This is a genomic window from Henriciella litoralis (assembly GCF_002088935.1).
Taxonomy (GTDB): domain Bacteria; phylum Pseudomonadota; class Alphaproteobacteria; order Caulobacterales; family Hyphomonadaceae; genus Henriciella; species Henriciella litoralis.
In genome coordinates, this window is record NZ_NCSS01000006.1 from 249,803 (window position 1) to 265,924 (window position 16,122).

The window sequence follows — 16,122 nt, forward strand, 5'->3', positions numbered from 1 at the left end:
GGGCCCGACATGACGACACCAACGTCCGACATCGACGAAAGCGCCCCGCGCATCGAGTCCAAGGCCGAGATGGTCGAATGGTGCGAGATGGGTAATACGCCCGCCAGCGACTGGAAGATCGGCACTGAGCACGAAAAGTTCGGCTTCATCCGTGAGGGGCTGAAGCCGCTCCCTTATGATGGCGACGTTTCCATTCGGGCGATGCTCGAAGGATTGCGGGACCAGTTCGGCTGGGAGCCAATTGAAGAATCCGGCCTTCTCATCGGTCTCAAGAAGAATGGCGCAAGCGTCAGCCTTGAGCCAGGTGGCCAGTTTGAGCTCTCCGGTGCGCCGCTCGAGCATATCCATCAGACCTGCAACGAAGTCGGCGACCATCTTCGCGAAGTCCGCGAGATTGCAAACCCGCTCGGCGTCAGCTTTCTGGGCATGGGGTCATCGCCGCTCTGGACGATGGACGAGACCCCGATGATGCCGAAAGGCCGCTACGCCATCATGCGGGACTATATGACAAAGGTCGGCCGTCTTGGCCGCGAGATGATGTTCCGAACCTGTACGGTTCAGGTCAATCTCGACTTTTCGTCTGAAGCCGACATGGTGAAGAAGGCGCGCGTGTCTCTCGCGCTCCAGCCTCTCGGAACTGCCTTGTTCGCGAATTCGCCCTTCACTGAAGGTCGGACGAACGGCTTTCTCTCTTATCGATCGCATATCTGGACCGACACCGACCCGGACCGGTCAGGCATGCTGCCCTTCATGTTTGAGGACGGGGCCGGTTTTGAACGTTATGTCGATTACGCGCTTGATGTGCCGATGTATTTCGTGCGCCGCGGCGGCAAATATCTTGATGCGAGCGGGCTCAGTTTCCGCGATTTCCTCGAAGGCAAGCTGAGCATTCTGCCCGGCGAGAAGCCTGCGATTGATGATTTTGTTGATCACCTTTCAACGATCTTCCCTGAAGTGCGACTGAAACAGTTCCTTGAGATGCGGGGATCTGATTCGGGCCCCTGGAGCCGGCTGTGCGCGTTTTCGGCTTTCTGGTCTGGCCTTCTATATGACCCTGTCGCGCTCGATGGCGCCTGGCAGATTGTGAAGGACTGGACTGCGGCTGAACGCGAAGCTGTGCGCCAGTCTGTTCGTGTGCTCGGTCTGCGCACCCCGGTGCCTGGCGGTCGCACGCTTCAGGATGTTGCCATTGACGTTCTGGCGCTTAGCCGGAACGGCCTGAAGGCTCGCAGCAAGTTCAACACTGCTGGCGACGATGAAACCGGCTTCCTCGCTGAACTGGACGAGATTGCCGAAAGCGGTCTCACGCCGGCCGACAGGCTTCTCGAGCTCTATCACGGCGAATGGGGGAAACGGGTCGAGCCTGCCTTCGAAACGCTGGCTTATTAGCGTCCATTTGCGTATCTCGGATCGGAAAAGGCACATAATTGCTTGAGCCACGCTTTATCGCGTGGTCTTAGTGTGCGCCGTATTTAGAGATAAACAGTGAGTCCGGTATGGGCTCGGGGAGCAGATATGAGTGATGTTTCGGGAGGCGGCACAGTCGCTTCAGGCGCGGGGAAGACGTTTCTGGGCCACCCAAGGGGGCTGTTCGTCCTGTTCTTCACCGAGATGTGGGAGAGGTTCTCCTACTACGGTATGCGGGCCTTGCTCGTTCTCTACCTCACGAAGCATTTCCTTTTTGAACGCGATGCTGCCTACGGGCTCTATGGCGCTTATACGACGCTCGTGTTTATCGGGCCTGTCATTGGCGGCGTTCTAGCTGACCGATATCTCGGACAACGAAAAGCTGTTGTGCTCGGTGCGGTCTTGCTGGTTCTTGGCCATCTGGGCATGGCTATTGAAGGGTCTCCGGTCGCCGAAGGTGGGTCGCCCGATCCGACCGTGATGAATATTTTCTATCTCAGCCTTGCGCTGATCATTGTGGGTGTCGGTTTCCTCAAGGCCAATATCTCTACGATTGTTGGCGAACTCTATCCGAAGACCGATGCGCGGCGTGATGGTGCCTTCACGATTTTCTATGTGGGTATCAATCTCGGTGCATTCCTTGGCGCCCTTATCTCGGGCTATCTCGGCGAGACGTTTGGCTGGGCCTACGGCTTTGGGGCCGCAGGTTTCGGCATGCTGGCCGGTCTGGTTGTGTTTCTCTGGGGCAAGCCAGCCCTGCGCGGCGCCGGTGAGCCTCGTAATCCGGCTCTGTTGAAATCCTCTGTGCTCGGGCCGCTCAACCGTGAGCATCTGATCTGGGCCGGCACGCTGGTCGCTGTCCTGATCGTATGGCAGCTGGTTCGTAGTCAGGGCACCGTCAACATCGTGCTTCTGGCTGCGATGACAGTGACCTATCTCTACATCGTCTATCGCGCGGTCGTGAATTTGACCCCTCAGCAGCGCAACCGGATTATCGTTGCGTTGATCCTGATCACAACGAACGTCCTGTTCTGGGGCCTCTTTGAGCAGGCCGGGTCCTCGCTCAACATCTTCACCGATGAAAACGTCAATCGGAACCTGCTTGGCTGGGAAGTGCCCGCCTCGATGTTCCAGTCGATCAACGCGTTCTACATCATGGCGCTTGGTCCGGTGTTCGCGGGCCTTTGGGTCTGGCTTGGCAAAAAGGGGTGGGAGCCAAGTGCGCCGCTCAAATTTGCTCTGGGTCTGATGCAGCTCGGCCTTGGCTTCCTTGTGCTCGTCTGGGGCTCAGCCGCTGGCGACCTGACGCCGGTCATCTTCATCTTCTTGATCTATCTGCTTCACACGACCGGCGAGCTTTGTCTGTCACCTGTGGGGCTGTCCGCGATGACGCGCCTTTCAGTGACGAGCATGGTCGGCCTCATGATGGGCGCCTGGTTCCTTGCATCTGGCGCAGGTAACGCGGTTGCGGCGCTGATTGCGCAGGCAACGGCTGCTGGTGGAGAAGGCGGCGAAGCAGCAAGCGCCGCGCAGGTCCTTTCGGTCTATTCAAAAGTCGGCTGGATCTCCATCGGTGTTGGCGTCGCCTTTGCGGCCCTGTCGCCGATCCTCACCAAGTTCATGCACCTCGATACGCTCGAGGATGATGATAATCCTGGTACGGTTGATACGGGCGGTGCGATCAAGCCTGGCGGCGACACCGGCAAAACGCTCGGTTAAGCGTCAGAACACCAACTTAGAAAGCGCGCCGCTGGATCTTTCAGCGGCGCGCTTTTTTGTTCGCTGATGAGGGGTGTGTCTGACTTATTGAACCGGCCGCACTGGCAGGTCAGCTTCTATCCAGCCGTTCTCACCCAGCATGCCGCTGCGAACGCTGACGACGTTTTTGTAGCCGGCGTCCTTGAGCTGATCCCGAGCGCGCGCAGATCGCGCGCCCGAGCGGCAGATCAGTGCAATCGGGGCTGAGTGATCCTCGCCGGTCAGGCGATCAACCTCGCCGACGAAGTCTGGATTTTGCAGGGAAATCATCACCGCGTCGGATGCGACTCCGGTCTGTTTCCACTCATCGGGTGTGCGGACGTCTATCAGATAAGAATCTGTTTGCTCGAGAAAGGCAGACGTTTTCTCGACGGTGATCTCGTCATTCGAGGTCGAAGCTGAGCAAGCGGCAAGCGCTAAAGCGACGCTGACTGCGCCGATGACGATCGCGGACCGTCTTGGAAACTGTTTGATTGGCATGCTTGAGTGGTCCTCTGCGTGTCGGTCAAAAGTCAAATGATCAGCGGTCCGTGACGTCCGATTTGATGTTCCTGTCTTCTAACCCGCACCGCCAACGGTTATCGCGTCGATCTTGAGCGTTGGCTGACCGACGCCGACAGGCACGGTTTGCCCCGCCTTGCCGCACGTGCCGACGCCATCATCCATCGCGAAATCATTACCGATCATCGACACCTTGTTGAGCACGGTTGGGCCATGGCCAATGAGGGTGGCGTTCTTGACTGGCGCGACGACTTTGCCGTTCTCGACGAGATAGGCCTCGGTGCATTGGAACACGAAGTTGCCAGAGGTGATGTCGACCTGGCCGCCGCCGAAATCGACAGCCCAGATGCCACGCTTCATCGATTTGACGATTTCTTCCGGGTCGTCCTTGCCGCCAGCCATGACCGTATTGGTCATGCGCGGCATGATCGACGAATCATAGGATTCGCGGCGACCATTCCCTGTCGGTGCCATCCCCATGAGGCGGGCGTTCTGGCGGTCCTGCATGTAGCCTTTGAGGATCCCGTCCTCGATGAGCACCGTACGCTGCGTCGGTGTGCCTTCATCGTCGAAGGAGAGAGAGCCGCGGCGTGCTTCAATTGTGCCGTCGTCGATCACGGTGACGCCCTTGGCCGCGACCTGCTCGCCGATCTTGCCAGCATAGACGCTGGATTGTTTGCGGTTGAAATCGCCTTCGAGACCATGGCCGACGGCTTCATGGAGCAGGACGGCAGGCCAGCCTGGCCCGAGCACGACTTCCATTTCGCCAGCCGGGGCAGGAATTGATTCGAGGTTGATCTCGGCTTTCTTCAGAGCGCGCTCTGCCATGGCTTTCCAGCGGGCAGGGGCGATCCATTCGGCATATTCGGCGCGGCCACCGGCGCCTGCAGACGCCGATTCGCGGCGGCCATCCTTTTCCAGCGTAACGGAGATATTCAGGCGCACGAGTGGGCGCACATCGTGAAAGCTCTCGCCGGCCGGGCGGAGGACGTCGATCTCCTGATGACTGCCAGCGAGTGAGACAGAGACCTGAACCACGCGAGGATCGCGCGCCCGTACCCAGGCGTCGATTTCAGCGAGGAGTTCAGTCTTGACGGAGAAGCCTGGCGCTTCTGTTGGATCGATTGGCGCGTAGAGCCGACGGTTTACCGGCTGTGGACCGATATCGAGCGTGCCAGAATAGCCGCGCTTGGCAGCCGAGGCCGTCGAAGCGGCGCGGCGAATCGCGTCAATCGTCAGCTCTCCTGCATGGGCGCTGCCGCTGGTTTCGCCAGCAATGACGCGCAAGCCGAAGCCCTGGCTCGTGTCGAAGGCGGCCGATTTCAGTCGGCCATCATCGTAGACAAAGTTTTCCGAGCGTGAGCGCTGGACGTAAATGTCGCCATCATCGGCGCCCTCACAGGCGTCAGCGAGTATTTTGGCGGCATCGTTTTGATCGAAGGGGAGCTGGTTTTCTAACATGACCTGACAATGGTCACTCAGCTCGCCTGGCACAAGCCCCGGCTGCTACTGTTGCTCATCTACGGAAAAGCGCGCGAGTTGCCTTTTTGCAAGCTCCCAATCCGGCTTGAGCTCTAGGGCCTTCTGGAAGTCGAAGAAAGCGCCAGGCACGTCGCCCGTATTTTCCCGCGCAATCGCACGATTATAGTAGGCTGCGAATATATCGGTTGTTTCCAGCTCGATGGCCTTGTTCAGCGGAACGAGGGCAGATTGGAAGTCTTTCCTATAGATATGTGCCGCGCCCTCATTGAGATAGGCCGCGCCGAGCTCTGGCTCCAGCGAAATTGCGTTGGAATAATCAGACAGTGATTGCTCATACTCGCCTTCGCGCATGCGAATGACGCCGCGGTTCACATAGGTCGCTGCTCTGTTCTTGCGGGTGAGAGTCTCCTCACGAAGCGCCCGTGTGCAGGTCTCTTCAGCCGTTCGGTACATATAGTTGTTTTCGCGGGCCAGATCGTAACATTCCTTAGCCAGGCCGCTGCCAACGACAAAGACCTGCGCGCTGGCGGCGCCAGCGGCCAAGACTGTCGCGGCGAGCGTCAAAAGTATGCGGTGCATTTTCCTGTTCTCCTGACTTAGTGAGTTGAATGTAGCGCGAATGGGAACTCTTGCGAATAAGCTGCGACATATTCGAAAACACTGATGGGGTGGGTGGACGCGCGCTGTGAGTGTAGCTATTGCAAGGCTCAAAGCATCACTAAGGAGTCGGGCTGTGCGTTTTTTAATCGCTCTTCTTTCGATTTTGCCATTCGGCATGTTCGCAAACGCCGCGCAGCCAGAAGCTGGCGCGATCAATTTCCAACCCGCTGCGACGCGTATCGCAGAGCGGATTCACCACTTCCACTTCGGTGTGTTGGTGATCATTACGGTCATTACGCTCTTCGTTCTGGCACTGCTGATCTGGGTTTGTCTCAAGTATAGCCGGAAATCCAATCCGGTTGCTCGCAAGTTCAGCCACAACACGGCTGTCGAAATCGTCTGGACGGTCGTGCCTGTTCTTATTCTCGTGGCAATTGCCGGTCCATCTTTCTCCAACCTTTTCTATCAGGAGAACCAGCCGGACCTCGAAAAGATTGCGGCATCTGATTCGGACAATCCGAACATCTACCCGGAAGCTGCAGCTGAAGGTTGGGTCACGGTAAAGGCGCAGGGCAACCAGTGGAACTGGACTTACTCCTTCCCGGATGAGCTCGACAGCGGCGGCTACCCGGTTGAGTACGTGTCCAACCCGCTTCAGCGCGGCCTGAGCAATGACAACACCAATCCTGTAAACGGCCCGCGCAACCTTGCGACCGACTATCCGCTGGTGCTGCCAGCGAATCGGTATGTGCGCTATCAGACAGCGGCTTCAGACGTCATTCACTCGTGGACCGTTCCGGCGTTCGGGGTGAAGACTGACGCCGTTCCTGGCCGCCTCAATGAGGGCTGGTTCCTCGTTGAAGAGCCTGGCGTTTACTTTGGCCAGTGTTCCGAACTTTGCGGTAAGGACCACGCCTTCATGCCGATCGAGGTTCGCGTTGTTGAGCCTGAACAATACCAAGCCTGGATCGACGGCCTCAAAGCAGGCGACGACTTCGACGCTACTTTCGATGCCGTCCGTCCAGCAATCGTTGCATCTAGCCAAGAGCCGACGGGCGCTTCGACGCGCCTCGCTCAGGCCCAATAGGACCCAGAGGGAATTTCTGACATGGCAATGGATCAAGTCTCAGTCGCTCATGACGACCACGCCCACGACCACAAGCCGGGCTTCTTTACTCGCTGGTTCCTGTCTACGAACCACAAGGACATCGGGACGCTTTATCTCGTATTCGCAATTACTGCGGGTATCGTCGGATATACGCTGTCCGGTCTGATTCGTTGGGAGCTCGCAGAGCCGGGTATTGGTCCGATGACCAGTATCATGGAGTTCTTCGGCTATCAGGGCGACCAGGCCATTGAGCACGCCAAGCACTTCTACAACACGGTGATCACGTATCACGGCCTGATCATGATCTTCTTCATGGTTATGCCTGCGCTGATCGGTGGTTTTGGTAACTGGTTTGTCCCGCTAATGATCGGCGCGCCAGACATGGCGTTCCCGCGGATGAACAACATCTCGTTCTGGCTGACCGTTGCGGCCTTCGTGATGGCCTGTATCTCCATGGTCATCCCTGGCACCGGTAGCTTCCTCGGTTTTGGTGGCGGCTGGGTGCTGTATCCGCCTCTGTCGAGCGCAACAGGTCACCCTGGTCCTTCGATGGACCTTCTGATCCTGGCGCTTCACACGGCCGGTATCGCGTCCATTCTTGGTGCCATCAACTTCATCGTGACGATCCTGAATATGCGCGCACCGGGCATGACCCTGCACAAGATGCCGCTTTTCGCTTGGTCTGTTCTGGTGACGGCTGTCCTGCTGCTTCTGTCTCTGCCTGTTCTGGCCGGCGCGCTGACAATGCTTCTGACGGACCGCAATTTCGGTTCGCAATTCTTTGATCCGTCAGGCGGCGGTGACCCAATCATGTTCCAGCACCTTTTCTGGTTCTTCGGTCACCCTGAAGTCTACATCATGATCCTGCCGGCTTTCGGTATCATCTCGCACATCGTGTCGACCTTCTCGAAAAAGCCTGTCTTCGGCTATCTCGGCATGGCCTACGCCATGGTGTCCATCGGTGCGATTGGCTTCGTTGTCTGGGCTCACCACATGTACACCGTTGGTATGCCATCGGACATGAAGGCTTACTTCGTGGCCGCGACGATGGTGATCGCCGTGCCAACCGGCATCAAGATTTTCTCGTGGATTGCAACGATGTGGGGCGGTTCGATCGATTTCGAAGTGCCTATGGTTTGGGCCATCGGCTTCATCTTCCTGTTCACCGTCGGTGGTGTGACGGGGGTTGTTCTCGCCAATGCCGGTATCGACCATGCGCTGCACGACACCTATTATGTTGTGGCTCACTTCCACTACGTGCTCTCGCTCGGTGCAGTGTTCGGTCTGTTTGCAGGCTGGTACTACTGGTTCGAGAAAATGTTCGGCGTGAAGTACAACAAGACCATTGGTTATGCGCACTTCTGGACGATGTTCCTTGGTTCGAACCTGCTGTTCTTCCCGCAGCACTTCCTCGGCCTGAACGGCATGCCTCGCCGGTACATTGACTATGCTGACGGCTTCGCCACCTGGCACTTCTGGTCCTCGATGGGCTATGCGGTGACCATGGTTGCAACGCTGCTCTTCTTCGTCGGTGTCATTGAAGCCGCCGTCCGCCGTCGCAAGGCAACTGTTGATGCGCACGGACATGGTAACCCATGGGGTGAAGGCGCAACGACGCTGGAGTGGACGCTGCCTTCGCCGCCGCCATTCCACCAGTTCAACGAGCTGCCGGAAGTGAAGCCAGAGTCGCACCACTAAAGGTCGCCGAAGAGTTAGACATTGCGGGGCGGCCCTTTGCGTCAGTGGCGCAGAGGGCCGTTTCCACTAAGTTTCAGGATGGATTGAGAGATGTCTCACGTGGATATGATGGATACCAAGCCTGAACCGGTCCGTTATGCGACGGCCGGAGATTACCTGCAGCTGATGAAGCCGCGCATCATGATGCTGGTGGTTTTTACCGCTTTTGCCGGACTCGTCTCGGCTCAAGGCGTTACCGGCATCGCGATGAATCCTGTCATGGCAGCCATTGCGACCCTTGCTGTTGCGCTCGGTTCCGGGGCGGCTGGCGCCATAAATATGTGGTATGACGCCGACATCGATGCCGTCATGAAGCGCACGTCGACGCGGCCCATCCCATCAGGCGCGGTGCCACGCGATGAGGCGCTGGCCATGGGCCTCATCATGTCGGGCGTTTCGGTCCTGCTGATGTGGCTCGCGTCCAATCCGCTCGCTGCCATTCTGCTTGCTGTCTCGATCGCCTATTATGGCTGGTTCTACACAATGCTGCTCAAACGGCGCACGCCACAGAATATTGTGGTCGGAGGCGCTGCTGGCGCATTTCCCCCCGTCATCGGTTGGGCCGCAGTCACGGGCAATGCGCCGCTGGATGCCTGGTTGCTGTTTGCGATCATCTTTTTCTGGACACCGCCGCACTTCTGGGCGCTCAGCCTTCTGGCGCATGGCGAATATGCAAAGGCAGATGTGCCGATGCTGCCGGTCACGCATGGTGCGAAAACCACGCGTAATCATATTCTAGGATATTCGATCCTGCTGGCACCGCTGGCTGTATTGCCGGTGCTGACCGGTCTTGGGGGCTGGATCTACGGCATCACTGCGACGCTGCTTGGCGCAGGGTTCCTCTGGCTGGCCTTTGGAGTCTGGCGCAGTGAGGCGGGCGATGCTGGTGCACCGACCGCCGATCTCAAGCGCGCGAAGGGGCTATTTGCCTATTCAATCCTGTACCTGTTTGTGCTGTTCGCGGCGCTCATTGTTGAGCATGGCTTCGGGCTGTTCTTTCCAATCCTGGTGACGTCATGAGCGAAGAGCCAATTGTCCCGGTCAAGCTGGATGAAGCATCCCGCAAGGCCCAGAACCGCCGCAATATCTGGCTGGCACTCGCGCTCTTTGCGTTTGTGGTTCTGGTCGGGGTGACGACCGTTATACGCCTTGGTGATTCAGATCTGGGGCCGGATGGCGGCCTTTACTGGCGCAACGATCCGAAGCCGCAAAGCCAGCCTGCGCCTGAGCTGCCTGAGAATGCGGCGCCCGCCGATGAGGGGAGCCCAGGATGAAGAACAGTACGATTGGAATCGGTTTTGGCGCGATCTGCGTCGGAATGCTCGGCCTCGCCTTTGCATCCAAGCCGCTCTACGACACATTCTGCCGCGTGACCGGATATGGTGGCACCACGCAAATCGCTGAAGCTGCCCCGACGGATATACTGGAACGAGAGATCGAGGTCCGGTTTGACGCCAATGTCGCCGGTGCGCCAATCCTGTTCCGTCCTCTGCAAACAAGCATGAAGATCCGGCTCGGCGAGCATGGTCTTGCTTTTTACGAGGCGACAAACACGTCCGACCGTGATGTGAGCCTGATGGCGTCCTACAATGTGACGCCGCACAAAGCAGGCCTCTACTTCAACAAGCTGGAGTGTTTCTGCTTCACGGAGCGGATCATCAAGGCGGGCGAGACGAAAAAACTGCCTGTCGTCTATTTTTTGTCACCTGACATGGACGACGAAAGCAATATGGCGGATGTGCGTACGATAACGCTGTCCTATACTTTTTATCAAACTGACAGCTTTGAAGGTGCGGCGAATTCGGCTGCACTCAATTGAACTGTTGCGACTCTAGAGCGGCGCGGGCTAAAAGGCGCCAATAATTGGGAAGACTCGAGGGATTCCGGGCCATGGCACACGACGAAGTGAAACACGACTACCACCTTGTGAACCCATCACCATGGCCGTTGCTCGGGTCCATGGCGATGATCGTTCTGGCGCTGGGCGCCGTTACATTCATGAAAGGCCTTTTCGGCATGCCCGAGGGAACGCCGTGGTTGCTGCTCTTCGGCTTCCTCTGCGTCGGTTACGTCATGTTCGGCTGGTGGGGCGAAGTCATCAAGGAAGGCCGCGAAGGTGATCACACGCCGGTTGTCCAGATCGGTCTGAAATATGGCATGATCCTGTTTATCGCGTCGGAAATCATGTTCTTCGTTGCGTGGTTCTGGGGCTTTTTCGAATTTGCGATTTTCCACAGTGCCCGTATCGGCGCTTCGTATGATGCATCTAACCCGCTATACGCTGAGGCGCTTCAGGCTGTCGGCGGCCAGTGGCCACCTGCTGGTGTCGAACTGTTCGATCCGTTCCACCTGCCGCTGATGAACACGCTGGTGCTTTTGCTGTCTGGTACAACTGTGACGGCCGCGCACCATGCGCTTCAGCATGACAACCGCAAGACGGCGATCAGCATGCTTGCGCTTACCGTTGTGCTTGGTCTCGCTTTCACAGGACTTCAGGTCCTCGAATACACCCATGCTGGTTTCACCTATGACGGGACGATCTACGGCTCTGCCTTCTTTATGGCGACCGGCTTTCATGGCGCCCACGTTGTCATCGGTACGATCTTCCTGTTCGTCTGCCTCGTTCGTCTCATGACGGGCGGAATGAGCGCGAAGAAACATCTCGGCTTTGAGTTTGCGGCCTGGTACTGGCACTTCGTTGACGTCGTCTGGCTGTTCCTGTTCGCCTTTGTGTACGTCATTCCGTATCTCGTGCTGGGGCACTAGCCGGACGGTATGTCACGACGCATTTCACCCATTAGTGCTGGGCTCGGCTGCCGGTGCCCGGCCTGTGGTGAAGGCCCCGTTTTCAAATCCTATCTGGAGTTGGCGCCGCGCTGTACCGCGTGCGGCGCTGACTTCTCAAAGGCTGATGCCGGAGACGGGCCCGCCTTTTTCGTGATGTTTCTTCTGGGCATATTGATCATGCCCCCAGTCTTGTTGGTGCAGGCGCTGTTTTCGCCGCCCGTCTGGGTACATCTCCTGATCTGGACTCCCGTGATTGTTCTGCTGGCCGTTTTGCTGCTGCGACCGTTCAAATCGCTGATGTTTGCGCTGCAATGGAAGAATGACGCGTCTCAGGCCTCCTGGGTCGACAAGGATGACAGCGGGTCATGACCTTCAAGCCAATGCCGATTCTTTCAGTGTTCACCCTGGTGAGCCTGATAATTCTCATTGTGCTGGGAAACTGGCAGTACGGGCGATACAGCGAAAAGCTGAATAGTGCGCCGGAACAACAGGCCCAGTTTTCTGATGTGACTGTTGAAATTGATACGAGCAATCCCGGCATGGCCCAGCAGGTCTACGGGATCGTGGATGGCGAGGCGGTGTGGCGCCGGTACGTCCCCGGCCGGATCGACGGGCAGGGCGACATTGTGCTCGTGCTCTGGGATGCGACATCGGGCACAGCGCCCGTGCAGCTGCCCATATCGGATACGGGACCATATTTGCGCCGGGCGAACGTCTTTACGCGCCCAGCGCACAAGACCAGCATGTCGAGTGCGAGCTCGCCCGAAGAGAATCAGTGGTACGGCTTCGATTCATCAAAGCTTTTGGCTCGGCTAGGATATGAGCAGTCGAATGCCCGGGTTGTGGAGCCAGATCTGATCACGCTCCGGCTTGCCGAAGATGCGTCGCGGTCGAGGCGAACCGACAATCCATACGCCTTCGAGCGACCGCGAGACCCATTGCCACCGGAACGCCATTTCGGTTACGCACTCACCTGGTGGGGGCTTGGCGCAGGTCTGCTCGTCGTTTATCTGGCGTTCCATCATTCGCAAGGCCGTTTGAAGTTCAAGGACTAGGGCATGAAATTCATCTCAACCCGCGGGCAGGCGAGCCCGGTCGGATTTGTTGACGCTTGCCTGGCTGGGCTGGCGCCGGATGGCGGGCTTTACGTCCCTGAATTCTGGCCGCGCATTGAGCCGGCAGGCCCGAAGGAATCATATGTGTCCGTCGCATCACGCGTTATCGCGGCGTTTGCAGACGGCGAACTCACTACCGACGAAATCAACGGCATCTGCGAGCGCGCCTATGCAGGCTTTGCGCATCAGTCCGTCGCGCCGCTGGTCCAGTGGGGATCGAATGCGTTCATCATGGAATTGCATCACGGCCCCACGCTGGCATTCAAAGACATTGCGATGCAGCTAATCGCGCAGTTGTTTGATCATGTCCTCGCGGCGCGCGGCGCGCGGATGAGCGTGACCTGCGCGACGTCTGGCGACACAGGCGGCGCTGCTGCGGCGGCGTTCGCGGGTGCCTCACAGGTCGATCTTTTCATTCTGCATCCGTTTGAGCGTGTTTCACCGGTTCAGCGCCTTTTCATGACGACGACGGGCGCGTCCAACGTTCACAACATCGCGATTGATGGTGATTTCGATGCCTGTCAGTCGATTGTGAAGTCCTTGTTTGCCGATCGCGATTTCGTGGATGAGACCGGACTATCGGGCGTCAACTCGATCAACTGGGCGAGAATTGCGGCGCAGTCGGTCTACTACGCGACGGCCCAGGCTGCGCTTGGCTCTGACCGCCCATTGAAGTTCATCGTGCCCAGCGGGAACATGGGCGATGCGCTGGCTGGCTATGTCGCCGCGCGATGTGGATTGCTGAATGGCTTTGAAGCTGTTTGCGCTGTCAATGAAAACGAGACGCTGAAGACTCTGTTCGAAAGCGGCCGCATGGTGCGCACGCCAGCCATTGCGACCCCAAGCCCGGCAATGGATATCTCCGTGCCGAGCAACTTTGAGCGTATCGCGTTTGAGGTATCAGGTCGTGACCCGGAGGCTATCCGGCAGATCTATGCCGGGTTTGCGCAATCCGGCGACGTTGAGCTGCCGGAAAAGATCCGTGGACCACTGTCCTGTAGCGGTCTCTCCGCCCAATCGGTCTCAAACTCAACGACACTCGATGAGATGCGGAAGCTGCTCCAGGAGACAGGTTGGCTGATTTGCCCGCATACGGCGGTTGGCACGCAGGTGGCCCGTCAGTTGTTCGGCGATGATGACGCCACTATTGTGGTGCTGTCGACGGCGCATGCGGCGAAGTTCCCCGAAACCGTCCTTGAGGCGACGGGCGCCGACGCGCCTTTGCCGGCACGTGTTGCAAATGTCGCTGATCGCCCTGAGGTCTTTGATCGCCTCAGCTCTGACCCGACAGTGGTACGCGACTATATTCGCCAAAGGCAGCGCGACTGACTACTCGCCAGCGGGGCCGTGCCGCACTAGGCTTCCAGCATGGTTAAGGATTCGGATATTTCAGCGGGTAGCTGGTCGTGGGATGCTACGACCAACAAGCTGTCTATCGAAACCCAGACGTCTGCCGGACTAGATGAAATTGCGGGCGTTTGGTCCTTACAGTCGATCGGTCATGTTCTCGACGGATTGAGCCTGCGCCGATTGCGTCAGGCTTTGGAAATGAAGCAGGAGGATTATCGTCACCTCCTGTGTTCGCTGTCGCTTTCGGACGGAAAAATCGTTCGCATGGTGGGGCATTTTGCTGAGAACGGGAACGGCTCGGGCTCACTTCTCAAAGCGTATCGCCGCCATGACGAGATCAGAAGCAGCCCAGGACCGGCGCTTGAGGCGGTATTTCAGCCGATTGTGTCGCTGTCGACTGGCGAGATTGCCGGCTTTGAGGCGCTCGCGCGTTGGCAAGGCAATGCCCCCGGCAATCATTCTGGCTCAGATGGAACAGGCGACGAAGCTCTTGCGCCGAGTATGCTGATACGCGCCAGCGAAGCTTTGGCGAAATGGTGCTCATCTGCGCCCGGGAAAGACGTTTTCGTCAACGTCAATTTGACCGGCCGGGATCTTGCGCGACCGGACATACCCGATCTGGTTGCAGCGCTTGTCTCAGGCCATGGGTTTGAGCCTGGTCAGCTGCGCATTGAGTTGACAGAGCAAGCCGCCCTTAGGGATGCCATGCAGGCTCTTGAAGTAGTTGAAACGCTGAGAGCGGCCGGAGCAGGGCTCATTCTCGATGATTTCGGCTCAGGCCATTCGTCTTTTTCATGGCTCGCGGCGTTGCCGGCAGATGGTTTGAAAGTTGATGCGGAGCTCATCCGGCAACTCGACAAGCCGAGAGTTGAGACCATTCTTCAGGGGGTCACAGAAATTGCCGCGAAACTGGGTATGAGCTCAACGGCTGAGGGCATTGAGGATCTCGGCATGATCAAGACATTGCGCGGGCTTGGGTTCGACTATGCGCAGGGTTTTGCGTTTTCAAAACCGGTTGGGGCCGATCAGGCCTCAGCGTTCCTCAAAGCGTGAGAAGATCGCTATGCGGTTCCGCCACTCGAATGCAGGCGGGCCGCATCAATCCCCAGAAGCTGCAGGGCGCGGGCCCATTTTCCGTCATGGCTGTCGCCGTAGACAAGGTCGGGTATCGGTTCCCCAACGATCCAGGTGTGAGAGGCAATTTCATCCTCCAGCTGTCCTGCGCCCCAACCGGAATAGCCGAGCGCCATCACCGATTCGCGCGGCGCATCGCCGGACGCGATCGCGAGCAGGATATCTTTTGTGGCCGTCAGGCAGAAATCGTGGCTGATATCCAGCGTGGCGCCGTCGCAGTGAAAGTCGCCCGTATGCACCACAAAGCCGCGATCAGTCCCCACTGGGCCACCACTCAGTACAGCGTCCTCAGGGAGGCGAATATCCTGCTCGATCCCGAGTTGTGTCAGCAGTTGTGGAAGGGTTAGGTCATCGATGGGTTTGTTCAGGACGATGCCCATCGCGTAATCTGGTTCGTGCGCGCAAACGAGAATGAGCGCACGCGCGAATCTTGAATCTTCAATGCCGGGCATTGAAATCAGGATTTTGCCAGTCAGATCCTCAATCATGAAGCTTGCGCCTTTCGTTAACGCAAGGCTGACCCATGCCCGGACCATTGGCAAGGACCGATTGAAAGGCGCAGACAGGTTGCTTAAGAAGCATGCAAATCCAGAGGAGTATGACAATGACAATCAAACAAGGTGAAAAGCTGCCTGACGCAGTTCTCATGGAAATGACCGACAACGGCCCGGAACCGCGCAAGACGGGCGATATCTTTGCCGGCAAGACGGTTGCGCTCTTCGCGGTACCCGGCGCTTTCACGCCGACATGTTCAGCCAAGCATCTTCCCGGTTTCATTGAGAAGGCGGAAGCGCTTCACGGCAAGGGTGTCGACGATATCGTCTGTACGTCCGTCAACGATGTGTTCGTGATGAATGCCTGGGGTGAGCAAGCCAAGACGGGCGGCAAGGTTCGTATGCTGGCAGACGGCAATGGCGCATTTGCCAAGGCGCTTGGTCTGGAAATGGACGCCACAGGCTTTGGTATGGGCGCCCGCTCCAAACGCTATTCGATGCTCGTCAAGGACGGCGTCGTTGAAGAGTTGAACGTGGAAGATGGCGGCGAATACAAGGTTTCGAGCGCTGACTATCTGCTGGGCCAGATTTAAGTCCCTCAATTATACGAAGCAGTTTAGAAACGGCGCAGGGCAAATCAGCCTTGCGC

The 16,122-nt window shown here is 57.9% G+C and carries 17 protein-coding genes; 13 read left to right on the plus strand and 4 right to left on the minus strand.

Annotated elements, in window-relative coordinates; all coding sequences use genetic code 11:
* Positions 1-9 precede the first annotated feature (9 nt).
* Positions 10-1,389 (plus strand): glutamate--cysteine ligase, encoded by a 1,380-nt coding sequence (locus B8783_RS04870; protein ID WP_084418657.1) that lies wholly within the window; start codon positions 10-12, stop codon positions 1,387-1,389.
* Between the two features lie 126 nt (positions 1,390-1,515).
* Positions 1,516-3,126 carry a peptide MFS transporter gene (locus tag B8783_RS04875; protein WP_084418659.1) on the plus strand — a complete coding sequence of 537 codons (1,611 nt, stop codon included), beginning with the start codon at positions 1,516-1,518 and terminating at the stop codon, positions 3,124-3,126.
* An 84-nt stretch (positions 3,127-3,210) separates the two neighbouring features.
* Here B8783_RS04875 and B8783_RS04880 read toward each other — a convergent pair whose 3' ends face one another.
* The 3 genes from B8783_RS04880 to B8783_RS04890 all read right to left on the minus strand — a co-directional run bounded on the left by B8783_RS04880 (position 3,211) and on the right by B8783_RS04890 (position 5,727).
* Positions 3,211-3,645, minus strand: a complete 435-nt coding sequence (locus B8783_RS04880) for a rhodanese-like domain-containing protein (RefSeq protein WP_084418662.1) — start codon at positions 3,643-3,645, stop codon at positions 3,211-3,213.
* A gap of 78 nt (positions 3,646-3,723) precedes the next feature.
* A complete protein-coding gene (gene tldD, locus B8783_RS04885; RefSeq protein ID WP_084418664.1) occupies positions 3,724-5,127 on the minus strand; it encodes a metalloprotease TldD in 1,404 nt (467 codons plus the stop codon).
* 45 nt (positions 5,128-5,172) lie between these two features.
* On the minus strand, positions 5,173-5,727 hold the full coding sequence (locus tag B8783_RS04890) for a tetratricopeptide repeat protein (protein WP_084418666.1): 555 nt from the start codon (positions 5,725-5,727) through the stop codon (positions 5,173-5,175).
* Between the two features lie 154 nt (positions 5,728-5,881).
* On the opposite strand from B8783_RS04890, the gene coxB reads away from it, so the two are divergent.
* From coxB to B8783_RS04940, 10 genes are all read left to right on the plus strand, one after another.
* A complete protein-coding gene (coxB, locus tag B8783_RS04895) occupies positions 5,882-6,835 on the plus strand; it encodes a cytochrome c oxidase subunit II (protein WP_084418667.1) in 954 nt (317 codons plus the stop codon).
* A gap of 21 nt (positions 6,836-6,856) precedes the next feature.
* A complete protein-coding gene (ctaD, locus tag B8783_RS04900) occupies positions 6,857-8,554 on the plus strand; it encodes a cytochrome c oxidase subunit I (protein WP_084418669.1) in 1,698 nt (565 codons plus the stop codon).
* Positions 8,555-8,644: 90 nt separating this feature from the next.
* Entirely contained in the window at positions 8,645-9,613 is a 969-nt protein-coding gene (cyoE, locus tag B8783_RS04905) for a heme o synthase (protein WP_084418671.1), read from the plus strand.
* Positions 9,610-9,867, plus strand: coding sequence for a hypothetical protein (locus B8783_RS04910; RefSeq protein ID WP_084418673.1), 258 nt, complete (start codon positions 9,610-9,612; stop codon positions 9,865-9,867). Before cyoE ends, B8783_RS04910 begins: the two co-directional genes overlap by 4 nt.
* The gene (locus tag B8783_RS04915; RefSeq protein WP_084418675.1) at positions 9,864-10,412 is read left to right on the plus strand and encodes a cytochrome c oxidase assembly protein; all 549 of its coding nucleotides are present in this window, start codon (positions 9,864-9,866) and stop codon (positions 10,410-10,412) included. The genes B8783_RS04910 and B8783_RS04915 overlap by 4 nt, the downstream gene beginning before the upstream one ends.
* A 71-nt stretch (positions 10,413-10,483) precedes the next feature.
* Positions 10,484-11,359 carry a cytochrome c oxidase subunit 3 gene (locus tag B8783_RS04920; protein ID WP_084418677.1) on the plus strand — a complete coding sequence of 292 codons (876 nt, stop codon included), beginning with the start codon at positions 10,484-10,486 and terminating at the stop codon, positions 11,357-11,359.
* 9 nt (positions 11,360-11,368) lie between these two features.
* Positions 11,369-11,749 (plus strand): DUF983 domain-containing protein, encoded by a 381-nt coding sequence (locus B8783_RS04925; protein ID WP_084418679.1) that lies wholly within the window; start codon positions 11,369-11,371, stop codon positions 11,747-11,749.
* Positions 11,746-12,435 (plus strand): SURF1 family cytochrome oxidase biogenesis protein, encoded by a 690-nt coding sequence (locus tag B8783_RS04930; RefSeq protein WP_084418681.1) that lies wholly within the window; start codon positions 11,746-11,748, stop codon positions 12,433-12,435. The genes B8783_RS04925 and B8783_RS04930 overlap by 4 nt, the downstream gene beginning before the upstream one ends.
* Positions 12,436-12,438: 3 nt before the next feature.
* A complete protein-coding gene (gene thrC, locus B8783_RS04935) occupies positions 12,439-13,824 on the plus strand; it encodes a threonine synthase (protein ID WP_084418682.1) in 1,386 nt (461 codons plus the stop codon).
* A gap of 39 nt (positions 13,825-13,863) precedes the next feature.
* Positions 13,864-14,898, plus strand: a complete 1,035-nt coding sequence (locus tag B8783_RS04940; protein ID WP_084418684.1) for an EAL domain-containing protein — start codon at positions 13,864-13,866, stop codon at positions 14,896-14,898.
* 8 nt (positions 14,899-14,906) lie between these two features.
* Here the strand turns inward: B8783_RS04940 and B8783_RS04945 are convergent, their stop codons facing one another.
* Complete coding sequence (locus tag B8783_RS04945; RefSeq protein ID WP_084421898.1) at positions 14,907-15,467, minus strand: YqgE/AlgH family protein; 561 nt, start codon at positions 15,465-15,467, stop codon at positions 14,907-14,909.
* A 116-nt stretch (positions 15,468-15,583) separates the two neighbouring features.
* Between B8783_RS04945 and B8783_RS04950 the strand changes: the two genes are divergently transcribed.
* Positions 15,584-16,066 (plus strand): peroxiredoxin, encoded by a 483-nt coding sequence (locus B8783_RS04950; RefSeq protein ID WP_084421900.1) that lies wholly within the window; start codon positions 15,584-15,586, stop codon positions 16,064-16,066.
* Positions 16,067-16,122 lie beyond the last annotated feature (56 nt).

Bases quoted from the DNA above. Each gene is read 5' to 3' on its own strand.
- B8783_RS04950 (WP_084421900.1), top strand. From the start codon at position 15,584: ATGACAATCAAACAAGGTGAAAAGCTGCCTGACGCAGTTCTCATGGAA.
- B8783_RS04925 (WP_084418679.1), top strand. From the start codon at position 11,369: ATGTCACGACGCATTTCACCCATTAGTGCTGGGCTCGGCTGCCGGTGC.
- cyoE (WP_084418671.1), top strand. From the start codon at position 8,645: ATGTCTCACGTGGATATGATGGATACCAAGCCTGAACCGGTCCGTTAT.
- tldD (WP_084418664.1), bottom strand. From the start codon at position 5,127: ATGTTAGAAAACCAGCTCCCCTTCGATCAAAACGATGCCGCCAAAATA.
- B8783_RS04880 (WP_084418662.1), bottom strand. From the start codon at position 3,645: ATGCCAATCAAACAGTTTCCAAGACGGTCCGCGATCGTCATCGGCGCA.
- B8783_RS04870 (WP_084418657.1), top strand. From the start codon at position 10: ATGACGACACCAACGTCCGACATCGACGAAAGCGCCCCGCGCATCGAG.
- ctaD (WP_084418669.1), top strand. From the start codon at position 6,857: ATGGCAATGGATCAAGTCTCAGTCGCTCATGACGACCACGCCCACGAC.
- thrC (WP_084418682.1), top strand. From the start codon at position 12,439: ATGAAATTCATCTCAACCCGCGGGCAGGCGAGCCCGGTCGGATTTGTT.
- B8783_RS04930 (WP_084418681.1), top strand. From the start codon at position 11,746: ATGACCTTCAAGCCAATGCCGATTCTTTCAGTGTTCACCCTGGTGAGC.
- B8783_RS04875 (WP_084418659.1), top strand. From the start codon at position 1,516: ATGAGTGATGTTTCGGGAGGCGGCACAGTCGCTTCAGGCGCGGGGAAG.
- B8783_RS04920 (WP_084418677.1), top strand. From the start codon at position 10,484: ATGGCACACGACGAAGTGAAACACGACTACCACCTTGTGAACCCATCA.
- B8783_RS04940 (WP_084418684.1), top strand. From the start codon at position 13,864: ATGGTTAAGGATTCGGATATTTCAGCGGGTAGCTGGTCGTGGGATGCT.
- B8783_RS04890 (WP_084418666.1), bottom strand. From the start codon at position 5,727: ATGCACCGCATACTTTTGACGCTCGCCGCGACAGTCTTGGCCGCTGGC.
- B8783_RS04915 (WP_084418675.1), top strand. From the start codon at position 9,864: ATGAAGAACAGTACGATTGGAATCGGTTTTGGCGCGATCTGCGTCGGA.
- B8783_RS04910 (WP_084418673.1), top strand. From the start codon at position 9,610: ATGAGCGAAGAGCCAATTGTCCCGGTCAAGCTGGATGAAGCATCCCGC.
- B8783_RS04945 (WP_084421898.1), bottom strand. From the start codon at position 15,467: ATGATTGAGGATCTGACTGGCAAAATCCTGATTTCAATGCCCGGCATT.